At 53.1% G+C, this 15,074-nt stretch carries 16 protein-coding genes and 1 pseudogene; 11 read left to right on the top strand and 6 right to left on the bottom strand.

The window, feature by feature from the left end:
• Positions 1 to 234: 234 nt before the first annotated feature.
• From ACKI5T_RS15275 to ACKI5T_RS15265, 3 genes are all read right to left on the bottom strand, one after another.
• Positions 235 to 2,202, bottom strand: coding sequence for a YjhG/YagF family D-xylonate dehydratase (locus ACKI5T_RS15275; RefSeq protein ID WP_407438503.1), 1,968 nt, complete (start codon positions 2,200 to 2,202; stop codon positions 235 to 237).
• A 14-nt stretch (positions 2,203 to 2,216) separates the two neighbouring features.
• Complete coding sequence (locus ACKI5T_RS15270) at positions 2,217 to 3,125, bottom strand: dihydrodipicolinate synthase family protein (protein ID WP_407438502.1); 909 nt, start codon at positions 3,123 to 3,125, stop codon at positions 2,217 to 2,219.
• Between the two features lie 200 nt (positions 3,126 to 3,325).
• Complete coding sequence (locus ACKI5T_RS15265) at positions 3,326 to 3,778, bottom strand: YhcH/YjgK/YiaL family protein (protein ID WP_407438500.1); 453 nt, start codon at positions 3,776 to 3,778, stop codon at positions 3,326 to 3,328.
• Between the two features lie 675 nt (positions 3,779 to 4,453).
• Between ACKI5T_RS15265 and arcA the strand changes: the two genes are divergently transcribed.
• The 5 genes from arcA (at position 4,454) to ACKI5T_RS15240 (ending at position 9,790) form a co-directional block, all read left to right on the top strand.
• Entirely contained in the window at positions 4,454 to 5,674 is a 1,221-nt protein-coding gene (gene arcA, locus ACKI5T_RS15260; protein ID WP_407438498.1) for an arginine deiminase, read from the top strand.
• A gap of 10 nt (positions 5,675 to 5,684) precedes the next feature.
• Positions 5,685 to 6,596, top strand: coding sequence for a carbamate kinase (arcC, locus tag ACKI5T_RS15255; RefSeq protein ID WP_407438496.1), 912 nt, complete (start codon positions 5,685 to 5,687; stop codon positions 6,594 to 6,596).
• A 175-nt stretch (positions 6,597 to 6,771) separates the two neighbouring features.
• Positions 6,772 to 7,776: an ornithine carbamoyltransferase gene (argF, locus tag ACKI5T_RS15250; protein WP_407438494.1), complete on the top strand. Its 1,005-nt coding sequence runs from the start codon at positions 6,772 to 6,774 to the stop codon at positions 7,774 to 7,776.
• A 47-nt stretch (positions 7,777 to 7,823) separates the two neighbouring features.
• Positions 7,824 to 9,227, top strand: coding sequence for a YfcC family protein (locus ACKI5T_RS15245; RefSeq protein ID WP_407438493.1), 1,404 nt, complete (start codon positions 7,824 to 7,826; stop codon positions 9,225 to 9,227).
• A gap of 83 nt (positions 9,228 to 9,310) precedes the next feature.
• On the top strand, positions 9,311 to 9,790 hold the full coding sequence (locus ACKI5T_RS15240) for an arginine repressor (RefSeq protein ID WP_407438491.1): 480 nt from the start codon (positions 9,311 to 9,313) through the stop codon (positions 9,788 to 9,790).
• A 3-nt stretch (positions 9,791 to 9,793) separates the two neighbouring features.
• Here ACKI5T_RS15240 and ACKI5T_RS15235 read toward each other — a convergent pair whose 3' ends face one another.
• The gene (locus tag ACKI5T_RS15235; RefSeq protein ID WP_407438489.1) at positions 9,794 to 9,892 is read right to left on the bottom strand and encodes a hypothetical protein; all 99 of its coding nucleotides are present in this window, start codon (positions 9,890 to 9,892) and stop codon (positions 9,794 to 9,796) included.
• Here ACKI5T_RS15235 and ACKI5T_RS15230 point away from each other — a divergent pair.
• The 6 genes from ACKI5T_RS15230 to ACKI5T_RS15205 all read left to right on the top strand — a co-directional run bounded on the left by ACKI5T_RS15230 (position 9,891) and on the right by ACKI5T_RS15205 (position 13,319).
• A complete protein-coding gene (locus ACKI5T_RS15230; RefSeq protein ID WP_133631840.1) occupies positions 9,891 to 9,995 on the top strand; it encodes a pyrBI operon leader peptide in 105 nt (34 codons plus the stop codon). The genes ACKI5T_RS15235 and ACKI5T_RS15230 overlap by 2 nt on opposite strands.
• Before the next feature lie 34 nt (positions 9,996 to 10,029).
• Positions 10,030 to 10,962 carry an aspartate carbamoyltransferase gene (gene pyrB / locus ACKI5T_RS15225; protein ID WP_407438487.1) on the top strand — a complete coding sequence of 311 codons (933 nt, stop codon included), beginning with the start codon at positions 10,030 to 10,032 and terminating at the stop codon, positions 10,960 to 10,962.
• A gap of 12 nt (positions 10,963 to 10,974) precedes the next feature.
• Entirely contained in the window at positions 10,975 to 11,436 is a 462-nt protein-coding gene (pyrI, locus tag ACKI5T_RS15220) for an aspartate carbamoyltransferase regulatory subunit (protein WP_012015859.1), read from the top strand.
• Between the two features lie 179 nt (positions 11,437 to 11,615).
• Positions 11,616 to 12,002: a 2-iminobutanoate/2-iminopropanoate deaminase gene (gene ridA, locus ACKI5T_RS15215; RefSeq protein ID WP_059179999.1), complete on the top strand. Its 387-nt coding sequence runs from the start codon at positions 11,616 to 11,618 to the stop codon at positions 12,000 to 12,002.
• Between the two features lie 426 nt (positions 12,003 to 12,428).
• Complete coding sequence (locus ACKI5T_RS15210) at positions 12,429 to 12,758, top strand: SymE family type I addiction module toxin (protein WP_407438485.1); 330 nt, start codon at positions 12,429 to 12,431, stop codon at positions 12,756 to 12,758.
• Between the two features lie 111 nt (positions 12,759 to 12,869).
• Positions 12,870 to 13,319 (top strand): GNAT family N-acetyltransferase, encoded by a 450-nt coding sequence (locus tag ACKI5T_RS15205; RefSeq protein WP_115183781.1) that lies wholly within the window; start codon positions 12,870 to 12,872, stop codon positions 13,317 to 13,319.
• Between the two features lie 65 nt (positions 13,320 to 13,384).
• Here ACKI5T_RS15205 and ACKI5T_RS15200 read toward each other — a convergent pair.
• Both ACKI5T_RS15200 and ACKI5T_RS15195 read right to left on the bottom strand, forming a co-directional pair.
• Positions 13,385 to 13,956: pseudogene (locus ACKI5T_RS15200) on the bottom strand (tyrosine-type recombinase/integrase).
• A gap of 99 nt (positions 13,957 to 14,055) precedes the next feature.
• Complete coding sequence (locus tag ACKI5T_RS15195; protein WP_407438483.1) at positions 14,056 to 14,964, bottom strand: LysR substrate-binding domain-containing protein; 909 nt, start codon at positions 14,962 to 14,964, stop codon at positions 14,056 to 14,058.
• Positions 14,965 to 15,074: the final 110 nt, after the last annotated feature.

Raw genomic sequence — 15,074 nt, 5'->3', positions numbered from 1 at the left:
CGTGTTAATAAAGTGTAATGAGATGATCGTTTTACCCGCAATGTTCATTTCTTATTTATGAATTATGATATTTTGCTTTTGTGATTAGCGTCGTTATTATTTTGACCATTAAAAATAGTTTTGATCTTTTATTTTAATGGCTTAGAGAATTTTTAATTCCCATCAATCGATATAATTAGAGCATGTAAAAACCGTCCACGAAATACATTTCGCAGACGAGTTAATATTTAAAAATTACAATCCGAGTGCTTTTTTACCGGCGTTAATAACCTCGATAATTTTATCCGTATCATAAATACACCCTTTCCAGGTGCCCCCACTGACGGACTGTAATGCCGCCCACAGACGGGTATCGTCGGGCAGAAAATCATGCGCATGCAGTTCGGGATGTGGCTGACGACGCGCCAGTTCCGCCGCCCCCTCGTCAGGCGTTAGCGGCGCGTGTGGCGTGCCGATAAAGTTCACGCTGCCCGTCAGGGAAAGACGATCAACAACGATCTCGATGATGTCATCATTGCGGAGCTTACCAATCGGCCCGCCGGCCAGCGCTTCGGGGGCCACGTGGCCAAAACACGCGCCGGTGGAGACGCCGGAGAAACGGGCATCGGTGATAAGCGATACCGATTTTCCCCACGACACATGCTTCAAGGCCGACGTTAGCTGATAAGTCTCTTCCATGCCGGTCCCGGACGGCCCGCCGCCAATAACCACCATAATGTCGCCCTGCTCGATCTCACCGTTTTTGATGGCTTTAATCGCCCGCGCTTCTGAGACAAACACCCGAGCCCGCCCAGTATGGCGATAAACACCATCCTCACCGACCACCGACGGATCGATAGCCGTGGCTTTTATGACCGAGCCTTCTGGGGCGATATTGCCCACCGGGAACGCCACCGTCGAGGTTAACCCTCTGGCTTTGGCGCGCTCCGGCGGCAGGATCACATCATCCGGATCGACACCGTCCTGGTCGCGCAGGCACTGGCGGAATCGCGCACGCCGCTCCGATGCCTGCCACCAGTCAAGATTTTCCCCCACCGTCTGGCCGGTGACGGTCATGGCATCTTCATGCAACAGGCCAAGCGCGCGCAGATGGAGCATCACCTCTGGCACACCGCCCGCCAGGAAGGCGCGCACCGTCGGGTGATAATCCGGTCCGTTTGGCAACACGCTCACCAACCGTGGCACCTTGCGATTGATACGCGTCCAGTGCTCTACGTCCGGCAACGTGCAGCCCGCCGCATGTGCGATGGCCGGGATGTGCAGCAATAAATTGGTGGAACCGCCAAACGCCGCGTGGATCACCATCGCGTTTTCAATAGCTTTTTCGGTCAGAATATCGCGCGTGGTAATACCGCGATTATCCAGTTCAATGACCGCCCGGGCAGACTGTCGTGAGATTTCCAGCCACACATCCTGTCCTGATGGCGCCAGCGCGGAATGCGGAAGCGCCAGACCGAGTGCTTCTGCCACTACCTGCGACGTCCCCGCCGTCCCCAAAAACTGACAGCCGCCTCCTGGTGAGGCGCAGGCGCGACAGCCCAACTCGGCGGCCTCCTGCAAAGAAAGTTCATCATTGGCGTAGCGCGCCCCGATGGTTTGCACTTTTCCGGCATCTTCGCCAAACGTCGGCGGCAGCGTGGCACCCCCCGGCACCAGAATGGTCGGCAGATGGTGCATTGAGGCCAGGGCGATCATGGTCGCAGGCAGGCCTTTATCGCAAGTGGCAACGCCAATCACGGCGCGGCGTGTTGGCAGGGAACGAATAAGACGCCGGAACACGATGGCCGCATCGTTACGATAGGGCAAGGAATCAAACATCCCGTGCGTCCCCTGGGAACGCCCGTCACAGGGATCGCTGACAAACGCGGCAAACGGGATCCCGCCGTGGCGAGTAATCTCTTTCGCTGCCGCCTGCATTTGCAGACCGATTTCCCAGTGCCCCGTGTGGTAACCCAACGCGACCGGACGCCCATCCCCTGCGCGGATCCCCCCCTGCGTGCCAATAATCAGCACCTCTTTTCCGGTGAGTTTATTCGCATCCCAACCCATACCCGCATTTTGCGTCATACCAAACAGATTGCCGCTTGGCGATTCCATTAGCATCTGCGGCGTCAAGGGCAGCGCACCTTGCGGGCCAGCCGCGTGCGTGGTGACGGAATAAAAGGCGTCGCTCTGCGGCGTAAAAATCGTTTCTATCGACATCGTATTCTTGCGCCTCAGCAGAGCTTGAGCTGTTGTAACAGCGATTTGAGCTGCGTTTTGCGAGCATCATCCAGCGGTTGGGCTGGCGGTAATACATGCGTGGAAACCGGACGTCCGCACAGCACAATCGCTTCTTTAATGACGTTCACAAACGGTGTGTCCAACTGATAAATCTGCGGAATTTGCAGCAGCGTCTGGTGGTAATGTGCGGCCTGAGCCAGATCGCCATCGCGGAACGCCTGACGCAATTTCACCGAGACCTGCGGGGCAAAATTGCCGCTGGCCGATATCGCGCCATCGCCGCCCAACAGCAGGGTGTTAAACAGATGATCGTCGTAACCGCACAGCACGGAGAAGTGCGGGTGAGCCGGTTTCACCGTCAGGATCATACTGCGCAGATGGGCAACGGAATCAATGGTGTCTTTGATACCCACGATATTGCGGCGAGAATCCGCCAGCGTTTTCACCAGCGTCGGCGACAGATCCTGGCCGGTGAGCGCCGGGAAGTTATACAGGATCACCGGCAGCGTCACGCTGTCCGCCACCTGCTGGAAATAGTGAATCAGATTTTGTTCGGATACTTTCCAGTAGTACGGATTAATGACAACGATTCCGTCTGCCCCCGCTTGCTGAGCATGCTGGCTAAGTTCAATGGTTTCCCGGGCGTTGGTGCCACCAGTGCCGATCAGAACGGGCACACGGCGATTGACGTGATCAATAGTAAAACGGGCGATCGCTTTACGCTCTTCGGCGTTTAGCTGCGAGAATTCTCCCCCGCTGCCTAAAAAGAACAGGCCATCAACACCTGCGCTAATCATGTCATCGATGAGCGCGGCGGTGCCGTGTTTATCAAACTGTCCATCGGCGGAGAAGATGGTGGAGACTGGCGGAATTATCCCCGAAAACTGCACGGTCTGCTGCATGAGATCTCCTTGCTGAATCATTTTGTTCTACATTATAGAACACTGTTCATTAATTTATCTCTCATACTATGACGCGATAAAGGAAGAGGTAAACCGGGAAAGCGCAGAAAGAGGTGAAATTTTAGACTGGATCACGAAATGATGTAACAACGCGGTAACGTTCCAGGCCCGGCTGCCAGGAAGCGCCGGGCCAAAAAAAGTTAGCCCACCAGCATCTTCACGACGACTTTGCGGACCTGAGCAGCGCTCCCCACGGCGCACAGCGGCTTGTGAACTTCGCCCGGATAGAACACCACAAAATCGCCTTCATTTAATACGACGGTTTTTTCCTGCTCGCCTTCTGGCAGGAACGCAATGTCCTTGTCCGCCAGCCAGTCGGTATCCGGCGTGCCGTGTGGCAAGGTGCTGAAGGTCATCCCTTCCTGGCCTTTCAACACAATCTGGATATCCAGATAGCGCGCGTGATACTCCGCACGACGCTCTGCAAACGGCTGGGTCATATCTTCAGAGACCAGATAAAACAGGTTGTTACCGTCGATATCGTGCTTACCGAGCGTTGTCGCGTCGGTGACGTGCGCTTTGACGTGTTCGATAGCCTGACGCAACTCTTCCGGCAGCCAGGACTGTAAGTGGTGAATATTGCCAACGATCATGTTTAAACCCTCAATATAAAACAATGTTTCATTTTAATCTTTTATACGAGAATTCCCACTGCCATACCACTCCTTTTTACGTCATCCTTGCGACAGCGCATGTTTATCGGGAAATGTGTTAAACCGCTGTTAATGCGTTTCCCACTTTTATGCAGGGATTATGCATAACATGAGCGTAGCGTCCTTTCAGCATGCAACTAATCCATTGATTAGAAATATGTAATCTAAAAAACCACTTCTCGTTCACACTTCATTACTTTGAAAATTTGCTCTTAAAATAAATAATTATTTACTGATTCTCTTTAAGTCCGTAATAGTTAATGAGACTTTTTGCATAGCTATTCCACACCCGTAAATTAATTCACTTAAATCAATAAGATAGAAAATATCAAATATCGCCAATAACCAACAAAATAATAACAACCACACATAACGAGTGTTAATAACGCGTAGCCATTCATATTAAGATAATGACTAACTAATCATTATCTGATGCGAATCATGCAATAGAAAACAAACCTCTTATTACCCGATCCGACGTGAGCAATATCACATTCTGTAATTTCAAGCCGCCTACTATAAGCCGTGAAAACAATTGAGCTTAAAGGGCTATGAAATAAACACAGATTCATAGCACAGCCCTTTTTATTCTGAAAAAAAGTTAAAGGAATAATTATGGAAAAGCATTACGTCGGTTCTGAAATTGGTCAATTGCGTAGCGTTATGCTGCACCGCCCAAATTTAAGTCTGAAACGCTTAACTCCGTCGAATTGTCAGGAGCTCTTATTCGATGACGTATTATCCGTTGAGCGGGCGGGTGAAGAGCATGACATTTTCGCAAATACGCTGCGCGATCAGGGTGTGGAAGTTCTGTTGTTAACCGATCTTCTCACCCAAACACTTGATATCGCAGACGCCAAAGCCTGGCTGCTGGATACCCAAATCTCAGATTATCGCCTCGGCCCCACCTTTGCTAATGACGTTCGCGGCTGGCTGGCAGATATGCCGCATCGCGAACTGGCGCGTCGTTTAAGCGGTGGCTTAACCTACGGCGAAATTCCGGCCTTTATTAAAAATATGGTGGTCGATACGCACACAGCAAATGATTTTATTATGAAGCCATTGCCCAACCATTTATTTACTCGTGATACGTCGTGCTGGATTTATAACGGCGTTTCTATTAACCCCATGGCAAAACCGGCGCGTCAGCGTGAAACCAATAATCTTCGCGCAATATATCGCTGGCATCCTGATTTTGCCGATGGCGATTTTATTAAGTATTTCGGCGATGAAAATATTAATTACGATCACGCCACCCTGGAAGGCGGCGACGTATTAGTGATTGGTCGCGGCGCGGTATTAATTGGCCTGTCGGAACGCACTACGCCGCAGGGCGTTGAATTCCTCGCGCAAAGCCTGTTTACGCATCGCCAGGCAGAACGCGTTATCGCCGTTGAGCTGCCAAAACACCGCTCATGTATGCATCTCGACACCGTCATGACCCACATCGACGTCGACACTTTCTCCGTTTATCCGGAAGTGGTGCGTAAAGACGCCCAGTGCTGGACGCTCACGCCTGACGGACGCGGCGGCCTGCTGCGTACGCAGGAAACCGATCTGCTGCACGCCATCGAAAAAGCACTGGGTATCAATCAGGTACGCTTGATCACCACCGGCGGCGACGCGTTTGAAGCCGAACGTGAACAGTGGAACGACGCCAACAACGTGCTGACCCTCCGCCCCGGCGTGGTGATTGGCTACGAGCGCAACATCTGGACCAACGAAAAATACGATAAAGCAGGCATTACCGTGCTGCCAATTCCCGGCGACGAACTGGGACGCGGTCGCGGCGGCGCACGCTGCATGAGCTGTCCACTGGAACGAGACGGAATTTAAAGGAGCCATCATGGAACGAAAACCCACTCTGGTCGTGGCGCTCGGCGGCAATGCACTGTTGAAACGCGGCGAGCCGCTGGAAGCCGATATCCAGCGCCAAAATATTGAGCTGGCCGCCCGCACCATTGCCGGGCTGACGGCGCAGTGGCGCGTGGTGCTGGTCCACGGCAACGGGCCGCAGGTCGGGCTGCTGGCATTACAGAACAGCGCCTACACCAACGTCACCCCCTATCCGCTCGACATTCTCGGGGCCGAAAGCCAGGGGATGATCGGCTACATGCTCCAGCAAGCGCTCAAAAATAATCTGCCGCAGCGTGAAGTGAGCGTCCTGCTCACCCAGGTAGAAGTCGACCCCGCGGATCCCGCATTCCGCAATCCGACGAAATACATTGGCCCGGTGTATAGCGAGGAACAGGCCAGCGCGCTAGGAGCAGAAAAAGGCTGGAAATTTAAGGCCGATGGACCGTACTTCCGCCGCGTAGTGCCTTCTCCACAGCCCAAACGCATCGTCGAAAAAGACGCCATTACGGCGCTGATTGAGCGCGATCACCTGGTGATTTGTAACGGCGGTGGCGGCGTGCCGGTGGTGGAAAACGCCAACGGCTACCACGGCATCGAGGCGGTGATCGACAAAGATCTCTCCGCCGCACTGCTCGCTCGCCAGATTGAGGCCGACGCGCTGCTGATCCTGACGGACGCCGATGCGGTGTATCTCGACTGGGGCAAACCGACACAGCGTCCGCTGGCACAGGTGACGCCGGAGGTGCTCAGAAATATGCATTTCGACGCCGGTTCGATGGGGCCAAAAGTCGCCGCCTGCCGTGAGTTTGTCGAGACGTGCAGAGGCATCGCCGGGATTGGCGCGCTGGCCGACGGTGCGGCGATTCTGGCCGGGGACAAAGGCACGTTGATTTGCCACTGAGGCACATTTTTCCCTCAACCTACCCCTCTCCCAAAGGGAGGGGGAATTAAACCCCTAACCCTGCGCGACAGGTCGGTTTTCCCCCTCCACCCAAGATGAGAGGCGATGTTTTCTCCCTCTCCCGGTGGGAGAGGGTGAGGGCATCAGACAGCACACTTTTAAAAAGGATCCACCCATGACCATTAACCTGAAAAACCGTAATTTCCTCAAGCTGCTGGACTACACCCCGGCAGAAATTCAGTACCTGATCGATCTCGCCATCGAACTGAAAGCCGCCAAAAAAGCGGGCCGCGAAAAGCAAACGCTCGTCGGTAAAAACATTGCGCTGATTTTTGAAAAAACCTCCACCCGCACCCGCTGCGCGTTTGAAGTCGGGGCATTCGACCAGGGCGCGCAGGTGACCTATCTCGGCCCAACGGGCTCGCAGATTGGGCATAAAGAGTCGATGAAAGACACCGCCCGCGTACTGGGGCGGATGTATGACGGCATCGAATATCGCGGCTACGGCCAGCAGATCGTCGAAGAACTGGGTGAATTCGCGGGCGTGCCGGTCTGGAACGGATTAACCGACGAATTCCACCCGACGCAAATCCTCGCCGATCTGATGACCATGCTGGAGCACGCGCCAGGCAAAACGCTGCCGGGGCTGAGCTTCGCGTACCTCGGTGATGCCCGCAACAACATGGGCAACTCACTGATGGTAGGCGCGGCAAAAATGGGCATGGATATCCGCCTGGTCGCGCCGAAATCGTTCTGGCCGGAAGCCGGGCTGATTGAGCAATGCCGCGCGATCGCCAAACAAACCGGTGCGCGCATCACCTTAACCGACGACGTCAACGAAGGCGTGCACGGCGCAGATTTCCTCTACACCGACGTGTGGGTATCGATGGGCGAGCCGAAAGAGGCCTGGGCCGAGCGCGTCAGCCTGATGAAGCCGTATCAGATCAATTCGCAGGTAATGAAAGCCACCGGCAATCCGAACGTGAAGTTCATGCACTGCCTGCCGGCGTTCCATAACGAGCACACCAAAATGGGCCGCGAAATCGAAATCGCCTACGGCCTGAAAGGGCTGGAAGTGACGGAAGAGGTCTTCGAATCCGCGAACTCTATCGTCTTCGACGAAGCTGAAAACCGCATGCACACCATTAAAGCGGTCATGGTGGCGACACTCGGCGACTAATCACCGCCCGGCGCGGCCTGAGACTGCGCCGGGGTAAGGAGAACATCATGGGCAAGTTCAAATTTCCTTCCGCTTACACCATTCTCTTTTTTCTCATTGCCGTCGTGGCCGCGCTGAGCTGGGTTATTCCGGCCGGTCACTACCAGATGGCGATGAACGCCGCGCTCGGTAAAGAAGTCCCTGTTGCCGGAACGTACGCGCACGTCGCAGCGCATCCACAGGGGATCGTTTCAGTGCTAATGGCCCCGATCGCCGGGCTGTACGATCCGGTCAGCGGCCAGGCGGGCGCAATCGACGTGGCGCTGTTTATCCTGATCATCGGCGGGTTCCTGGGGATCGTCACCAAAACCGGGGCGATTGACGCGGGGATCGAGCGCGTCACCACGCGTTTGCGCGGGCACGAAGAGTGGATGATCCCGATCCTGATGGCGCTGTTTGCCGCGGGTGGCACGATCTACGGCATGGCCGAAGAGTCGCTGCCGTTCTACACGCTGTTAGTGCCGGTAATGCTGGCCGCCCGTTTCGATCCGGTTGTCGCCGCCTCCACCATTTTGCTCGGCGCAGGCATCGGCACGCTCGGTTCGACCATCAACCCCTTCGCCACGGTGATCGCTGCCAACGCGGCGGGCATTCCTTTCACCAACGGGATCGTTTTGCGCGTCGCGCTACTGGTGATCGGCTGGCTCATCTGCGTGGCGTGGGTGATGCGCTACGCTCGTAGAGTGCGCCAGGATCCGTCCCTGTCGATCGTCGCCGACAAACTGGAAGAGAACCGCAGCCATTTCCTGGGCAACAAAGGCGAGCAGTCGCTGGAATTCACCCCGGTGCGCAAAGTGATTCTGGTGATTTTCGCCCTCGCCTTCGCGGTGATGATTTACGGCGTGGCGGTGCTGGGGTGGTGGATGGCGGAGATTTCCGCCGTGTTCCTCGCCAGTGCGATTATCGTCGGCCTGATTGCCCGTATGAGTGAGGAAGAGTTGACCTCAACATTTATCAACGGGGCGCGGGATTTGCTGGGCGTCGCGCTGATTATCGGCATCGCACGCGGTATCGTAGTCGTCATGGATAAGGGCATGATTACGCACACGATTTTGCACAGTGCTGAAGGGTTGGTTACCGGATTGTCATCGGTGGCGTTCATCAACGTGATGTACTGGCTGGAAGTTGTGCTGTCGTTTCTTGTGCCTTCTTCCTCCGGCCTGGCCGTTCTGACGATGCCGATCATGGCGCCGCTCGCCGATTTCGCTAACGTCAACCGCGACCTGGTCGTGACCGCGTACCAGTCCGCATCTGGCATCGTCAATCTGATCACGCCGACGTCTGCCGTTGTGATGGGTGGCCTTGCCATCGCCCGCGTACCTTACGTGCGCTACCTGAAATGGGTTGCGCCGCTGCTCGGCATTCTGACGGTAGTGATCATGGCGGCGTTAAGCCTGGGTGCGTTGTTGTAATTTGCCGGATGGCGCTGTGCTTATCCGGACCCCGGTTCGGTGCGGCGCCACCGGACATTTTTGGCCATCAAATGGGATTAGATATGACGGAATACGGAGATTACTCCCCAAAAGAACAGCTTCAGCTCAGGGTTTGCCAGAGCCTGATCAGCGAAAAAAGTTACCTTTCCCAGGAAGAAATACGCCGCGATTTGCAAGAGCGCGGGTTTGACAGTATCAGCCAGTCGAGCGTTTCCCGACTGCTGAAGTTGCTTGGCGTTATAAAAATTCGCAATGCGAAAGGCCAAAAGATTTATTCCATGAATCCGCAGCTGCGCCCCGCCCCCGATGCGGCGCGTTCGATCTCTGAAATGGTGGTCAGCGTTGAGCACAATAGCGAGTTTATCCTTATCCACACGGTAGCGGGATATGGCCGCGCCGTAGCGCGAATTCTGGATTATCACCAGTTACCGGAAATTTTAGGCGTGGTGGCCGGGAGCAGTATTGTCTGGGTTGCGCCCCGCGTGGTGAAGCGCACGCCGCTGGTGCACAAGCAAATTAATTATTTACTCAGAACGCATTAATATTCAGAGAGAACCGTTTGCGATGAGTAAAGTGTGCATTAATCGCTTGATCAGAAAATCGAGCTGAGTATAATCGCCGACAATTTGCCGGGAGGAAGCCATGCTCAAGCGTGTTCGACATCATGTCTTACCGCGTCTGAAAACAGACGCTGGCCTGCCGTTTTTCTTCCCGTTGCTCACCCTATTCCCAGAGCCCCTCATTTGAGGGGCTTTTTTTTGCCCGGCGTCAGGAGATAAACATGAATCCGCTTTATCAAAAACACATCATTTCCATCAATGACCTCAGCCGCGAAGAGCTGGAATTGGTTCTCGATACCGCGGCAAAACTGAAGGCCAACCCACAGCCCGAGCTGCTGAAGCATAAAGTGATTGCCAGCTGTTTCTTCGAAGCGTCGACGCGCACCCGCCTGTCATTTGAAACCTCCATGCACCGCCTGGGCGCGAGCGTCGTGGGCTTCTCTGACAGCAGCAACACGTCGCTGGGCAAAAAAGGTGAAACGCTGGCGGACACCATTTCAGTGATCAGCACTTACGTGGACGCGATTGTGATGCGCCATCCGCAGGAAGGCGCGGCGCGTCTGGCGACAGAGTTTTCCGGCGGCATCCCGATTCTGAATGCCGGTGACGGCGCGAATCAGCATCCGACGCAAACCCTGCTGGATTTGTTCACCATTCAGGAAACGCAGGGACAGCTTGAGAACCTGAATATCGCGATGGTCGGCGACCTGAAATATGGCCGCACCGTCCACTCGCTGGCGCAGGCGCTGGCGAAATTTAACGGTAACCGTTTCTACTTTATCGCCCCGGCCGCGCTGGCGATGCCGCAGTACATTCTCGATATGCTCGATGAAAAAAGCATCACCTGGAGCCAGCACGCCAGCATAGAAGAGGTGATGGGCGACGTGGACATTCTGTATATGACGCGCGTGCAGAAAGAGCGTCTGGACCCGTCCGAATACGCCAACGTGAAGGCGCAATTCGTCCTGCGCGCCAGCGACCTCGAAGGCGCACGCAGCAACATGAAAGTGCTGCATCCACTGCCGCGCATCGACGAGATCGCCACCGACGTGGACAAGACGCCGCATGCCTGGTATTTCCAGCAGGCTGGCAACGGCATTTTTGCTCGCCAGGCGCTGCTGGCACTGGTTCTGAATCGCGAATTAGCACTGTAAGGGGACATGAACATGACACACGATAACAAACTCCAGGTAGAAGCCATCAAGCGTGGCACGGTGATTGACCATATCCCTGCGCAAATCGGCTTTAAGCTGCTGACGCTGTTCAAGCTGACCGAAACCGATCAGCGCATCACTATCGGTCTGAATCTGCCATCCGGCGAAATGGGCCGCAAAGATTTGATCAAAATCGAGAACACGTTCCTGACCGACGAGCAGGTGAACCAGTTGTCCCTGTATGCGCCGGATGCGACCGTTAACCGCATCGACGATTACGAAGTGGTGGGGAAATCTCGCCCGAACTTACCGGAACGTATCGACACTGTTCTGGTCTGCCCGAACAGCAACTGCATCAGCCACGCTGAGCCGGTTTCATCCAGCTTTGCAGTCAAAAAGCGCGAGAAAGACATCGCACTCAAATGCAAATACTGCGAAAAAGAGTTTTCTCATTATGTGGTGCTGGCTAACTAATTGAGGCCTTCTGTTTCACGAAATCATTCGCGCGGCATTGAGGCGGCGAGTCCGAATATCCCCGGGAGCAGAGAAAACTCTGTGATCGGGGTAGGAGGACGCGGCCAACGATGAGGCAGCGCGAAGGATGAAGTGTATAATGCCTAAGAATTTTTTAACGCTGTTATCCTGGAGAAATCATGACAAAAGTACTTGCGACGGAAAATGCACCCGCGGCTATCGGCCCATACGTTCAGGGCGTTGATCTGGGCAGCATGATCATCACTTCCGGTCAGATCCCGGTGAACCCAAAAACCGGTGAAGTACCGGATGACGTTTCTGCTCAGGCGCGTCAGTCGCTGGAAAACGTGAAGGCCATCGTGGAATCCGCGGGCCTGAAAGTGGGCGATATCGTGAAAACCACGGTGTTTGTGAAAGATCTGAACGATTTCGCGACCGTTAACGCCACTTACGAAGCGTTCTTCACTGAGCATAATGCAACTTTCCCGGCGCGTTCTTGCGTTGAAGTGGCGCGTCTGCCGAAAGATGTGAAGATTGAGATTGAGGCGATTGCAGTTCGTCGCTGATCGATTTCTTTTGTCAGGCATCAGAGGTTATTCCGTTCACCTTATGTTCAGCAGAACATAATGGCTTCATAAGCTGTGAACGTGACAAGGGGCTGCGCGGCCCCCTTTTCGATCCGGTCTCAAATTCGCCGGTTTTAGCAGGGACTCAATACCGGTGCCCAATGTAAATGACGAAATTCCTGTTGCAACGTTTTATTCCAGTTCAATTTCCTCTGAAGCGCCCTCGCATTTCCCGTATTTGCCCTGATTTGTGAGCACTGTTTTTTTATCCAGAGGAGTATTATTGGTTTTACGCGACGAAGGGTTTATTCAGAGCGGGAATTGAGAGGTTTTAAAAGCGAGTATTAATTAGCGCGATGCAAAGGTGTCCAACCACCCTTACACCGCTAACCACAAACAACTAATTTAATTACAGAGGAGTTGATTATGGCTGCGAACGAGTTTATGCCAGATCCCACTATTGCCCAAACAGATCCTGAGAGATCGGAGGGTAATGATCGTTTTCCCGAGGTGACTCGCAAAAAAGATGCGCGTCGTCTTCACGGCAAAGCCACGGTCGAGGCAGCGGTACACGCCCGTGCCGACACGCCGGTATCCAGCGCCGCCTGCTGCGAGCTGTATTCCAGAATCCGCAATCGCTTTATTCCGCTTTCCGGCGAGTGGCTGCCAAAAGCCGGTTTTCTCGACGGTATGCCAGTAAAAATCCGCGTGATGCCTGACTGCATCATCATTAGACGGCGAGAAGCAAAAGTGTAGTTGTTTATTAAATTTGGCCACCTGAATAGATATATGAGACGTCTGCTTTTGGCGGTGAGTTCAACCGATGGATGCAACACATTGGTTAAACTCCCTTTATAGGATATAACCATGATAACCGTAGAGAAATCAGATCCATTTTCTTCAGAATCTCATCGCTTAATCGAAATGCTGTCCGCTGAACTTGCCGCTATTACTGGCGATAATGGCAAAACCAACTTCACCGTTGAAGCAATGAATGATGACAAAGCATTATGGGTATTGGCAAAGAATGCACATGGGGATGCAATAGGATGCGGCGCAATCCGGCCATTAACTCAAAATACAGCCGAGATTAAAAGAATGTTTTCAGACCAAAGCTTGCCAGGCGTGGGTAGTGCTTTACTTACTTTTCTGGAAACCTCCGCAAAACAAATGGGATATCGCGAGTTGAAACTGGAAACCCGGCATATCAACCGTCGGGCCGTCAATTTTTACGAGAAAAATGGATATGTCCGTATTGAGAATTATGGCCCATATATAGGTAGAGAAGAAGCTGTCTGTTTCGCAAAGGCATTGTGATGATTGTATTTGTCGGCCCTGACTTCCGCTCCTGCCACAGGGCTGCTGTTGCAGCCCTGACAACCTTAGACTTCAATCGATTCAGAGATCTCTAACGCATCATCGACTTCAATGCCCAGATAACGGACTGTGCTTTCCAGTTTCTTATGGCCTAATAGAAGTTGAATCACCCGGAGATTCTTGGTTTTCTTGTAGATCAGGTAAGGTTTTGTTCTTCTCATGGAATGTGTGCTGTAAAGCGAATCTTCGAGACCAAGCTTTTCTATCCACCCATGAAAGATTCGGTTGTATTGCCGGGTTGATATGTGCTGGTTAGTTCCGACTCGAGACTGGAACAAGAAGTCTTTGCTCTGCAAATTGCCAAGCTTTATCAATGCAGCAACAGCTTCTCTTGTTCCTTTGGTTATCTCAAATTGCACAGCGCTACCGGTTTTCTGTTGCAACCCCGTTGCTCTGCTTGAAACCAAGCTACCATATGCCACATCAGATACTTTGAGTTTGACCAGATCACAGCCTCGAAGCTTATGTCCAGGGCCATATTGAACAGAGCTAAATCGCGCGTTTTACCTTCCAGTTCAAGCCGGATTCGGATCCCCCAGATATGAGATATCTGAAGTGGTCTTTTTTGGCCGATGATACGGTCTTTGTTTCACGGTGACGTGTTCATACTCAAATCTCCTGCAATGTGGGAGATTTGAGTATGGTTGTCCTTCATTAGCGAGAAACAGACGTAATGTCATCGTTCGGCATTAAAGCTGATGGGCATATTCATTTCAGCAAGCAACCAGCGTTCAAAACTTTCCAGCGCAGCCTCATTGATTCCCGTTTCCGTCGGTTTTACTAAACAGAATTTTTTACTCAGGCAGTCTGAGGCGGGCCATGGCGAAACAAGCATACCGCAACTTAATTCGTTCTCGACATACATACGCGGAACCAATGCTACGCCGTGTCCTGCGATGACGGCAGCGATAGCCATTTCATGAAGATCGTACCGCACACCCTGAGCCGGATTATCGAGGTGTATTCCACTTTCCCGGGCATAGTGATGCCATGCATCAGGATTCTGTCGACGGTGAATGCGCGGAAGTTCGTTTAACTGTCTATTGACATCAATATTAGTTAACAGTGCGGGATTGCAAACAGGAAGCAGATTTTCCTGAAACAGAAACTGCATACGCATGCCTGCCCATGCGGAATGTTCAAAATGAATGACCGCGTCAAAGCCACTGCCTGGCAATATGAACGGATCCGTTCTCGCCGCAATATTTAACGTTATGTCCGGGAACAAAGAGTTAAACCCGCTCAGGCGGGGAATGAGCCAACGGCAGGAGAAGGTCGGCAGGACGGCAATATCCAGACTTTTACTGCCCTCAGGCATTCCCATTATGTACTGCGTATCTCTTTCGAGCCGATCGATCGTTTCACGCACGTGATGCGCATAGCGCGCGCCGACAGGGTTAAGCTTTACCCGGCTTCCCATACGGTCAAACAATTTACAGTTCAGCAACGTTTCAAGACGCGCAATCTGACGGCTAATCGCCCCTTCCGTTAAGGATAACTCCTCTGCGGCACGGGCAAAATTGCCGTGCCTTGCGGCGGCATCAAAAGCCTGCAGGGACGCACTACTGGGTATTTTTCTGCGCATAAAACCTGTTCCTTGCTCAATGCCTGCAATGTGTTCTCATTGATTTAATGTCACTAACCAGTGACATATTATCGTTTTTAAGCGGCACATACAGTCTGTAGCATGACATA

Origin of the sequence: Lelliottia sp. (assembly GCF_045627565.1) — a bacterium.
Taxonomy (GTDB): Bacteria; Pseudomonadota; Gammaproteobacteria; order Enterobacterales; family Enterobacteriaceae; genus Enterobacter.
Note: the sequence above shows the minus strand (reverse complement) of the source record. Positions and strands in the feature narration are given on the sequence as shown.